Source organism: Effusibacillus lacus (assembly GCF_002335525.1).
Lineage (GTDB): Bacteria > Bacillota > Bacilli > Tumebacillales > Effusibacillaceae > Effusibacillus > Effusibacillus lacus.
The window spans coordinates 19,890-30,696 of sequence record NZ_BDUF01000026.1; the positions used below are offsets into that span (position 1 = coordinate 19,890).

The following is a 10,807-nucleotide window of genomic DNA, read 5'->3' on the forward strand; positions in this document are numbered from 1 at the left end:
CATGATTCTTAAATGGATTGTTTGCAAAGTTCCAGACGATAAAAAAGAAAAGTTTTCATCGTCTCAAGAAGAATGGAGCTCATTAAAAGGTGTTCGGGGTTTTATTGGTCAAATTGGCGGTTGGGATCAAAGAGACAAAACAGATGCCTGTATCTTAGCGTTGTGGCGAGATCTGGAATCCTATCGACTCTTTATGGATAAAGAACATGATCAAATCTTTCACAAAAATGGGCAACAACAGACTTATTCATCGATAACTGTTTCTTTGTCTGAAGGACTCTTTAATATTCCCGAAAACGTTGATAGCATTCAAGCTTCCTTGCAGAAAGGGAAGATCCTTAAAGTGGCTGATACAATATTCAATGATGATCATGAAGACCATTTTATTCGAGTACAAGAAGAAATATTGGAACCTGAATACGAAGAAAGCTTGTGGAATGTTATCTGGGATTGTCAGCAAAGAGATTGGAGCTGCGGACAGATACTTAGTCGCAACCATGTGGGAAGACGTAGTGAAGAAAGACATCCATTCCATTCAAAGCAGAATGATCCTGTTAGAAGAAAGATGGAGGGTAATCCAGTGAATCGAAGCAAAATTCACAAAACTCCCTGGCACCTTGCCAAGGAGTTTTGTTTCTACAACGCACCCAACCAAATCGCAAAGAGCCCTTCCGTAATTCCCAGATTGTACATGTAAAAACAACCATAGGCGATGCTGACAGCAGCGGTGAATTGGGTGAGCAGGGTGTTGATTCCAATTTTCTTTGCGCTCAACACGAACGGAAATCCAATGAGTGTGGTAAACAGCATCATGCCCAGGATGGTCCCCGCACCAAACAGAAGAATGTAAAGCACTCCTTCCCATGCGCTGCTCACTGAGGACATGGTCAGCAGCACCATGGCCGCGCTTCCGGCAAGTCCGTGCACCAGGCCGATCAACATGGACTTGAAATAGGATACGTCTACATGCAGATGCTTGTTTCCTGTTTCATGCTGATGGGAATGAAAATGTTTGTGTAGCTGTCCGTCATGTTCATGCTCATGAATATGAAATTTTTGTTTCCTGATGGCAAGGATGCTGGAAACTCCCAAGCCCACCAACATGATTCCCACCAGAAATTCAAAGGACATGGCAATCGAGTCCGGAAGCTCGATCTTAAAAAGAATGAGCCCCAATCCAATCAGCAGCAAGGTCACGGAATGTCCGATTCCCCAAAAAATACCGGCGAAAGTAGACCGAAGCAAGCTCTTGCTGTGGCTTGCAATCGTGGAAACCGCAATTACATGATCTGGTTCAATGGCGTGCTTGATCCCCAGTACAAATCCAAACAGCAAAACGGATAGCAAACTGTAGTCCATAAGGCACCTCGAAAGTGGAGTGGGAGTATGATTCAACTGCCGAAAGAAACGAATACACATTTAGTTTACTAGACGCAATGGAACTTTGTAACTCCAATTTTTTGAAAAATTCATCAATGAAAATGGGAAAATATCGATTTTTTGTGTATCAAGATTATCTGCTCGGGCACGATCGGGGACCATGGAGTTGCGATTCTGCTTGCCCGGGGTCAACTGGAACTTGAGGGCGACATTGAATCCGATTCCTGTTCCTTGCTCCCCATGGTTACCGCACTGAAAGAAACGGCGGCGGAGGAACTGGTCTGGATGCGGGATCCTACCAGGGGCGCAATTGGCACTACCCTGAACGAACTTGCTGAAGCCACCGGGATGGCGGTCGTGCTTGAAGAGGAACGGATACCGATCTGGCAGGAAGTGCACGGCGCTTGTGAGATTTTGGGGATTGACCCGCTGTATGTGGCAAATGAAGGAAAGCTGCTGGCGGTTGTCCGTCCCGAAGCTGCGGTGCGGGCAGTGGAAACACTCCGGAAGCTGCCGGGCGGGGAATCTGCCGCCATTATTGGGGAAATCGCCACGGAACCTGCCGCGAAAGTCCTGATGCGCACCTTTATGGGCGGCAACCGGGTCATTGATTTGTTGGTGGGAGACCCGTTGCCCAGAATCTGCTGATTTTTTCAGTATACAGTGCAAATTGACCGTCCTGGCTGATGGCTGGGGCGGTTTTGTGTGTTATATTTGGAGATAACCAGAGATTCATTCTTGCATTTCCGGGAGAGTTGCCAAATGTCTGCTCACTTGAATGAACAAACCCGCAGGACGCTCCGATTGATCCTGATCACGTCGATTCTTTCCGTTGTAACAGGCATGCTCTATATTCCGGGCTTGCCGTGGAATGTTCTCGGGTCTCTCCGGGAAGGGGAGATTGCGTTATGGGGACTATGGGCAACCGGTGGCGGTATCATTGGCATAGTGGGGGCCATTTTGGCCCGGAGAGCCAAACAAGCCCTGCAAAAAGTGTTATTTGTTGCTGCTTTGATCGGGATGCTGCTCTTCTTGCTCGCTCAGGTTTTACCGATTGCAGCTTGGTTCCTGTTTTCGGTGGACCCCATCGCAGATGGTCCGTCCGAGAATGCTGCTGTTGGCGGTCTGTTGCCGATGATTCCCCATCTGTTGATTGTACTCTCTTCTCTCCTTGCGATCCTCTCAATTGTTCGCGTCTTGGCCAGCAAACAATCCCCCTTGCGTTTGACCCGAAGACAGACAGTATCTGCGTTGGGATTCCTTGTTTCGGTTGGACTCATCTGGTATGGCGCTGATAGATACATTGACGCCACCTTTGTCAAATCTACTTATCCGGCAAATGGGGCAGTTAACGTTCCACTCCATGATACAGTGCGAGTGGAATGGGATGTGGATGCAAGAAACGGGATGGGGATGAGTGTGCGCTATGCGGATGACCCGACACCGATTCGTGGGGTGACAGGAGCGTCCGCAGGTGGCATGTTCTTTACGCCCGATACGTTTCTCCCCGGCAAGAAGGTCAGTGTTACGGCCAGGGCCGGAAGAAGAAGTTACACGTTTTCCTTTACGACGGTGGCTGCGGCCAACGACAGGATCGACTTGTATCGGGCCGTGCTGCAGCATTATTTCCGCCCGCCGCAGAATTCCGTTTCTCCTGATGTGATCGCACTGGATACAACCCATTTTTCCGGGTGGAACGATATGGAGATCCAAACGCTTGCAAAAGGCACCCTGGCTTACCATCCCGAAGTTGTGACGGGCACACAGGCTGATGGCTTCAAGCCTGCAGAAGCGATGCCCGGAAGAAGGATTGAAGAGACAACCGATGTTCTGTTCTTGACAATGAAAGAGGAGAAACAGTCGGACAACCGGTACCTTGTCGCGGTGGAGGCCAGAAGAGGAAAGGGAATTCTGCAAGGAAACAGGGCAGCATCATTTGTCATTCAATACAATGCTGCTTATAAAGACGGCAAATGGGTGGTGGAGCTCACATCCTTACCGGGGTGGAGCCTTTTTTCTTTTCGGGGGTCAGCGGATTTGGTACCATAGGAACAGGAGGGCAAACCGAATGGCGGAAGAGATGAAACGGGCGTCAACGATACTCTTGATCCGGAACGGGGACCGGAACAGCGGCCTCGAGGTGTATATGACTCAACGGCCGGAGACGATGCTGTTTTTGCCCGGCTTTCATGTGTTTCCGGGCGGTATTATGGAATCGGCAGACCGGGATGAACGAATCCATCAGTTTTGTAAAAATCGGGACTTGCCGGTGGAAATGTCATACGCGGTCTCTGCCATACGTGAGTGCTTTGAGGAAGTCGGCTACCTGCTTGCCGATTATCAGGGACGATCCAACATCGGGCGAACCGATGAAACGGACAGATTGCGGCTGCAGATGGAAAACGGGGAACTGACATTTCATGACTGGGTTCTGTCTGAACAGATTCCGCTTCGAACCGATCTGATCCGCTACTTTGGCCACCGTATCACGCCAAGGGCAGTTTCGCCAAGACGCTTTGACACCCGCTACTTTCTTACGATTGTGCCGGGGGACATTGAGCTGGATCCTTGTCAGCGGGAAGTGAGCCGCGCTGAGTGGATACAACCGGATGTTGCACTGGAGCAGGCCAAAAAGGGCACCCTCAAAATGGTGCCCCCGACAATGGATGCCCTGGCTGATTTGGCCCGGTTTGATTCGGCGGAAGATGCATTCGCCTACGCTGCGGGTGTGGGGAATCCCCGTCCCCACGAGTTGGCATAGGCCGTTTTTTTCACATAAGCGAATACAAGTCCTCTTCCTGTTTGATTCTTCGCTCTTTCAGCAGTTTCTCCAAGTGACCCGATACGGTTCTTTCCGCTACCCAGATGACACTCGGGTGTACCTGACCTTGATAGATGGCCTGAACCAGATCGGTCACACTTGCCGGTTTCTGTTGCAGCAAACCAAGAATCTGCTGTTCCCGCTCGAGTCTTCGCCGGATAAAGAAATCAATCTTCTCAAGCGGGTTGCGAATCATCTCACCGTGTCCCGGAGCGATGAGAGCGGGGGCCCTTTCCCGCAGCCGGTTCAGGGTGGCAAGATAGTCAATCAGATCCCCGTCAGGGGGGCCGATCCAGGTTGTGCCTTCGGCCACGATGTTGTCGCCGGTGAACAGCAGCCGTTCTTCTTCCAGCCAGAGATTGAGATGACCTTGTGTATGCCCGGGTGCATGCAGCATGGAAACGATGATGCCGCCAACAGGGATCGTGTCACCCTCATTCAGTGTAGATGTGACGGAACGAGGCGCGATTTTTTCATTGATCGATTCTGCCTCGAGCGGATGGGACAGGATCGGACAGTCGAAAAAATCGGCCAACGCCCTGGCACCGGGACTGTGGTCCGGATGGTGGTGGGTCAGCACAATGCCTTGCAGATGGTCGATGCCCAGAGCCTTGACGTATTCAATGATGTGTTCGGCTGCTGCCGGATTCTCGTATCCGGCATCGATCAGCAGTGCCTGCCCCTGATCTTCCACAACATATACGTTCGTGGTGGTGGCTGGAAACAAGGTGGGGGTGGAGACGGGAAGGCGATGAACGTGGCTGGTTTCACGCATAGGTTTTCCCCTTTTTTTACATAGTTATATTTGATTATACAGGAGACGTAAGGAGTATTGAAATGTCAGAAACCAATTGGCTTAAGGATTGTGAGGGCTTCCTGATTGATCTCGATGGGACAATGTATCGCGGCAATCAGGCGATTCCCTGCGCAAGAGAGTTTGTTGAATGGTTGAACCGTACCGGCAGGAAGTATCTGTTTGTCACGAACAACTCCTCCAAGCTGCCCCGTCAGGTAGCTGACAAACTAAGCGGGATGGGGATTCCGGCGGAGGAGGAACATGTCTTTACCTCCAGTCAGGCCACGGCCATGTACATAAAAGATCATGCGAAACTTGCAAATCCCACGGTCTACGCCATCGGGGAAGAAGGGGTAGTTGCAGCCCTTGAGGAAGCCGGCTGCCGGTTTGATGAAGAGAGTCCTGACTATGTGGTGGTGGGCATCGACCGGCAATTTTCTTACGAGAAACTGAAGACTGCCAGTTTTGCCGTCCAGAAGGGAGCGATTTTCCTGGGCACCAATGCGGACAAGAGGGTCCCTACCGAAGAGGGGCTGGCGCCGGGGGCAGGTTCCCTGTCGCGAGCAGTGGCCACCGCATCCGGAGTGGAACCCGTCTGGATCGGAAAACCGGAAGCCCGCATGGTGAAGTACAGCATCAAGCGACTGGGCCTTATTCCTGAGAAAACGGTTATTGTAGGAGATAATCTGGAGACGGACATTCTCGCGGGAATCAACGCAGGAATACGGAGCGTTCTGGTGCTGACAGGCTATTCCGGCATGCAGGATGCACAACAGACCCTCCACAAGCCGGACCTGATCGTGAAAGATTTGGCTGAACTTATATCGAAATGCGAGAACTGATGCATGAGACTTAAGACCTGATTTGGCGAGTCAAGCAGGAAAGTTTTGCAAAGCTTGCCGTATCGGGTTTTTTTATGGCTTTTGGGATGGATTATCTATCATTTTCCATCCGTTTCTTTTGGTTTTCATAGGAACAGAGTCCCTTGACCCTCCTATATATAGTGTATATAATGTCATTGACCCCAAAACCAACACTAGATATAGTGCTAGGTTACATAATGGGGAAGTTGAGAATCATAAGCATATCTGTCAGGAACGATTGGGGGGCCGTACATGCGCTGTCCATATTGTCACCATACCGATTCGCGGGTGCTGGAGTCCCGGTCGAGCGAAGATCACTCAACGATCCGCAGAAGGAGGGAATGCCCGTCTTGTATGAAGCGGTTCACCACCTACGAGAAGATCGAGATGGCGCCGCTTCTGGTTGTCAAGAAAGACAACAGGCGGGAAGAGTTCTCACGGGACAAGTTGCTTCGCGGCATCATGAAAGCTTGTGAGAAGAGGCCGGTTGCAGTCGAAGAGGTTGAACGACTCGTTGAGGAAGTGGAACGGGAGGTTCGCTCCGAGTATGACAAAGAGGTTCCGGCCGAAGCTGTTGGTGAGAAGGTGATGGAGAAGCTCCGCGATTTGGATGGAGTGGCGTATGTACGATTTGCAAGTGTATATCGTCAATTCCGCGACGTCGAGTCCTTTGCCCAGGAAGTCCTGAACCTGCTCGACGGCAAAAAGATGGGAGGAAAACAATGAAAGCCGAAATGACCAGCATGTTGCCTTTTACGGCAGAAGATTACCTATCGCCCACCGGGGAACGGATTGTGGCCGACCGGTATCTGTTAAAGGATGTGAAAAAGGAGACCCTGCAGGTAGGCAGCCTGGTAGTTGCCGTTATTGACAAGAAGCGCGCCCTGCACGAACTTGCAAAAGTGGTTGCGTTGAATCCGGAAGAGCGAAAGGCTACCGTGGAACTGCGGGACGGATTCAAAATCGAACTCTCCTACGATCATCTCGACGTGCTGAAAGAGACCTCCCCGCGCCAGATGTGGCGGAGGATCGCCAAGGGCGCCGCAACGGTCACCAAAGACCCGAAGAAATGGGAAGAGCGATTTTATCAACTGCAAAGTGGTTGGAAATATGTGCCGGGGGGACGAATCAATGCCTCGATGGGTACCGGAATCAAGACCACCAGTTACAACTGTTTCGTAATTCCGAATGTGGGTCCGACACCGCGCGACTATGCGAACTCCTTTGGGCAAACGCTTGAGATTCAGGCACGTTCGGGCGGTGTCGGAATGAACCTGTCGCAGGTTCCGCCACAGGGTACACTGGTGCCGGTTTCCGAGAGATCCCGCAAAGCGGATCTGCAACTGGTTCTCGATGTATGGCACGCAGATCTGCTGGATTTCCTGGCAGAGGAGTATCCGAACAGCACCAAGGTGGTACGGGTAAGCAGCGAATTCCTGCGGGCTGTGGAAGAAGGCAGCGATTGGACGTTCTACTTCCCCGACCACGAAGTGGAAGGATATGACGATATCTGGACAGGCAGCCTGGACGCCTGGAGAGAGAAAGGGCTTCCGGTGAAACAAGGGGAAACCTGTCCGGCTGAGGACCTCTACGCCAAGATTCTTGAAAGCGGTGCGGTCGTGGTGCAGGATGTGATTGGGGTAACCCTGATCCCGGGCGATCGCCGCGGAACCATTGCCAATACGTTGGCGGACATGTGGGAAGCGATGATGGATGGCAAACGGGTTTCGGTGGTGCTTTCCTCCCTTCGCCCGCGTTACAGCTATGTTCGCGGTGTCAACGGACGCAGTTCGGGCGCCTACACCTGGGGCCAGTTGTTTGACAAGGGCAATCAGGTTTTTGGCCAAGGGTTCGGACCGGTTGGTGTGGGCGAGATCATGAGCGTCGGCTGCCAGTTGACCCTGCAGGGCGGTTCCCGCCGCGGAGCGTTGATGTTGATCCTCAACGACAAGCATGCGGACATCCGGAAGTTCATCACCTGTAAGCAGGTGGACGGCGTTATTACCGGAGCCAACATCTCGGTTGGAATTTCGGAAGAGTTTATGGAAGCCAAGAAGAACGGGGCAAAATGGACCCTCGGCTATCCGGAAATCTCCGAGATGCATGAGTTCAACGGCGACTTCCAGGAGTGGGAAAAGGCCGGTCGCAAACTGGTGGTTTCGGAAGAAATCCCGGCGGAACAGATGTGGGACGAAATTATGGAGTCCGCCTGGAAGTCTGCAGAGCCCGGCGTAGTGTTCATGGGACGCTACAACAACATGTCGAACTCGCATTACTTCAATAAGATTGTTTCGACCAATCCATCGAGGGTGAATTAAGAATCATTCTTCGAAAAATGAATGATTATTATTCGGATAAACCACAGTGGATGTAAAACCTCTTGAATTGCTGGAAACCCCTAAAATCGTACAAACCACAACGTGACTGGAAACGGTGAGCGTGAAGGTTTGAAAATTGTACGAATGAAACAATGGGCAATCAGCAGCGAAGCACCTAAGGATAAATTTATCTATGGTGAACGTTCAACGACCATCGAAAGCACATTATCGGTAATTCCGATAATGGAAGCGAGTAGAGTAGGCTGCCAAGTGTAGAATGGGTAGCCGAAGTGGGAGGGGCAACGTAAGTTGTCATGATATGGTCTGTTCTGCATAGAAATATGCAGCTGTGAAAATCACAGGAGTGCTAAGGACACGTTAGCGCTTTAACGCATTAAAGGTGGAGAACAAGGTCTCCCAGCATATGGTATTTGCAATTTGGGCGCAGTGGTTTTGAGCCAATTCACAATGGGCTTTGAAGATTCGGGACAAAAAGCCGAGTTTAAGGACACAGAGAAAGAAGCCTATATCCGGGAACAACTCCATAAGCACTTCCCGGCTGAAAAGGCGGAGTTCTTCCTGCACCACATCAAATGGGAGGATCTTGAGGAAACAACCCGTACAGGACTTCGTTTCCAGGATGCGATCATCGATGCAACTTATTATCCGTTTGAAGAGAACCGCAAGAACCAGATGAACGAGCGCCGCGTGGGTCTTGGCATCATGGGACTGCATGACCTGCTGCTCTACTGCGGTGTGAAATACGGTTCGGAAGAATCGATGAAATTGATTGATGTGCTGATGGGCATGATGGCGGAATGGTGCTATCTGGAGTCGGTGGAACTGGCGAAAGAGAACGGTCCGTTCCCGGCGTTTGTGGCCGAGAAGTTCCTGCAGTCCGGCTACATGAAGCAAATGGCCGCCGAAAAGCCGCATGTGACCGAAGCTATTGCCAAGCATGGCGTACGCAATGTCACCACCATGACGGTTGCTCCCACTGGCACTACTGGAACAATGGTCGGGTGCTCCACAGGGTGCGAGCCTTACTACGCTTGGTCTTACTTCCGCAACTCGCGCCTCGGTATGTTTGAAGAGAACGCTGAGATTGTCGATGCTTATAAGAAGACGCACGCTGACGCAGACCTGCCTGATTACTTTGTAACTGCTATGGATCTTACGCCTGAAGAGCATGTCCGTGTTCAGGCCGCCCTGCAGAAATGGATCGATTCCTCCATCTCAAAGACTTGTAATGCGCCGAATGAATATACGGTGGCTGACACCAAGAAACTGTATGACCTGGCCTATGAATTGGGATGCAAAGGCGTAACCATCTACCGTGATGGGTCCCGTTCCGAACAGGTTCTGTCCTTGAAGGAGGAGTCGAAAGAAGAGACCGTCAAAGAAGATGTTGCAGTAGCGGACCTGTTTGGGTCACCCGTTCAGCAGCAACCATACGTCAACAAGGGCCGTCCGGATGTATTGTATGGTGCAACATACCGTAAAGAGACACCGCTGGGTACAGCGTATATCACTGTTAACGATGACCCGGAAACTCAGTTGGCAACTGAAATCTTTGTCAACATTGGAAAAGCGGGCTCGGATGTCTATGCTGCCAACGAGGCATTGGGACGGGCAATCACTCTCTATCTCAGAGATTCGCAGAATCCCGACAAAGAAGCGGTGCTGGTGAAGCATTTCTCGGGAATCGGCGGGTCCAACGCAGTCGGTTTCGGTGACCGCCGCATTACGTCCGTACCGGATGCAATTGCCAAGGCATTGATTGAACACTCGGAGACATTTCCGCTGCGCCGGTTAAACAACTTGGAAACAGCAGCCACGGTACAGTTGTCAGCAGACCGGGTATCACTCCGTCAGTTCAACACCGGCAAAGACCTCTGCCCAAACTGCCATCAGCACACCCTGGTGCGTCATGGCGGGTGTCATGAGTGTGAAGCCTGTGGATATAGCAAGTGTTAGTACTACTACCTTAGGATTACCATACAAATGTGATTAAAACGCTTATATAACAATGCTTAGAGACATGTGCACATGCATATGTCTCTTTTGTTATAAAACTTTGACGAGTTCCATTGCACTTGTGGCGATGGTTTTTTGTTTCATCAAACTTTCATCACATGTTAAAACAATCAGTGTTAGATTATGTTATAATTTGTGATAGTATATCATGATGTTTTAGGAGGTCCGAATGTTACCTGCAGAGCGTCAGATAAGAATCAAAGAGTTGATCCAAGTTCGTAGGAACCTGAAAATTTCCGAGTTAAGCGAACTACTGGGAGTCTCTGAAATGACGATTCATCGCGATATTAAACCTCTGATTGAAGAGGGAATTGTCATAAAGACATTTGGCGGGATCACCCTTGTTCGTGAAACTCCGGGAACTGTGTCTGATAACGATGATTGTGTGTTTTGCAATAGAAAGATTGATACTCGATTGGGGTATAGGTTGATTCTTCCAAACAATAAAGTGGAAACAACCTGTTGTGCCCATTGTGGCTTATTGCGACATTATCAATTTGTTGTTAGCCCCTCTCATTGACGGTAAATTCGGAACCGACAATGACGGGGGCTAATTTGTTTTGTCACTGACATGGCGGTGGCGTTTCCTATT

General features: G+C 50.6%; 11 protein-coding genes. 9 read left to right on the top strand and 2 right to left on the bottom strand.

Annotated elements, in window-relative coordinates; genetic code table 11:
- Position 1 precedes the first annotated feature (1 nt).
- Positions 2–697: a YdbC family protein gene (locus EFBL_RS06645; RefSeq protein WP_096181360.1), complete on the top strand. Its 696-nt coding sequence runs from the start codon at positions 2–4 to the stop codon at positions 695–697.
- On the opposite strand, the gene EFBL_RS06650 is transcribed toward EFBL_RS06645, so the two are convergent.
- Positions 637–1,359 carry an urease accessory protein UreH domain-containing protein gene (locus tag EFBL_RS06650; protein WP_096181361.1) on the bottom strand — a complete coding sequence of 241 codons (723 nt, stop codon included), beginning with the start codon at positions 1,357–1,359 and terminating at the stop codon, positions 637–639. The genes EFBL_RS06645 and EFBL_RS06650 overlap by 61 nt on opposite strands.
- Before the next feature lie 141 nt (positions 1,360–1,500).
- Between EFBL_RS06650 and EFBL_RS06655 the strand changes: the two genes are divergently transcribed.
- The 3 genes from EFBL_RS06655 (at position 1,501) to EFBL_RS06665 (ending at position 4,141) form a co-directional block, all read left to right on the top strand.
- Positions 1,501–2,028 carry a HypE family hydrogenase expression/formation protein gene (locus EFBL_RS06655; RefSeq protein WP_207907626.1) on the top strand — a complete coding sequence of 176 codons (528 nt, stop codon included), beginning with the start codon at positions 1,501–1,503 and terminating at the stop codon, positions 2,026–2,028.
- Positions 2,029–2,142: 114 nt separating this feature from the next.
- Positions 2,143–3,429: an Ig-like domain-containing domain gene (locus tag EFBL_RS06660; protein WP_096181363.1), complete on the top strand. Its 1,287-nt coding sequence runs from the start codon at positions 2,143–2,145 to the stop codon at positions 3,427–3,429.
- A 19-nt stretch (positions 3,430–3,448) separates the two neighbouring features.
- Complete coding sequence (locus EFBL_RS06665) at positions 3,449–4,141, top strand: NUDIX hydrolase (RefSeq protein WP_096181364.1); 693 nt, start codon at positions 3,449–3,451, stop codon at positions 4,139–4,141.
- 10 nt (positions 4,142–4,151) lie between these two features.
- On the opposite strand, the gene EFBL_RS06670 is transcribed toward EFBL_RS06665, so the two are convergent.
- The gene (locus EFBL_RS06670) at positions 4,152–4,976 is read right to left on the bottom strand and encodes an MBL fold metallo-hydrolase (protein WP_096181365.1); all 825 of its coding nucleotides are present in this window, start codon (positions 4,974–4,976) and stop codon (positions 4,152–4,154) included.
- Between the two features lie 62 nt (positions 4,977–5,038).
- On the opposite strand from EFBL_RS06670, the gene nucF reads away from it, so the two are divergent.
- From nucF to EFBL_RS06695, 5 genes are all read left to right on the top strand, one after another.
- On the top strand, positions 5,039–5,839 hold the full coding sequence (gene nucF, locus EFBL_RS06675; RefSeq protein WP_096181366.1) for a 5' nucleotidase NucF: 801 nt from the start codon (positions 5,039–5,041) through the stop codon (positions 5,837–5,839).
- Between the two features lie 273 nt (positions 5,840–6,112).
- On the top strand, positions 6,113–6,586 hold the full coding sequence (gene nrdR / locus EFBL_RS06680) for a transcriptional regulator NrdR (protein ID WP_096181367.1): 474 nt from the start codon (positions 6,113–6,115) through the stop codon (positions 6,584–6,586).
- Entirely contained in the window at positions 6,583–8,178 is a 1,596-nt protein-coding gene (locus EFBL_RS06685) for a ribonucleotide reductase barrel domain-containing protein (protein ID WP_231705701.1), read from the top strand. Before nrdR ends, EFBL_RS06685 begins: the two co-directional genes overlap by 4 nt.
- A 447-nt stretch (positions 8,179–8,625) precedes the next feature.
- The gene (locus tag EFBL_RS06690; RefSeq protein WP_424955065.1) at positions 8,626–10,155 is read left to right on the top strand and encodes a ribonucleotide reductase barrel domain-containing protein; all 1,530 of its coding nucleotides are present in this window, start codon (positions 8,626–8,628) and stop codon (positions 10,153–10,155) included.
- Positions 10,156–10,384: 229 nt separating this feature from the next.
- Positions 10,385–10,735 carry a DeoR family transcriptional regulator gene (locus tag EFBL_RS06695; protein WP_096181368.1) on the top strand — a complete coding sequence of 117 codons (351 nt, stop codon included), beginning with the start codon at positions 10,385–10,387 and terminating at the stop codon, positions 10,733–10,735.
- Positions 10,736–10,807: the final 72 nt, after the last annotated feature.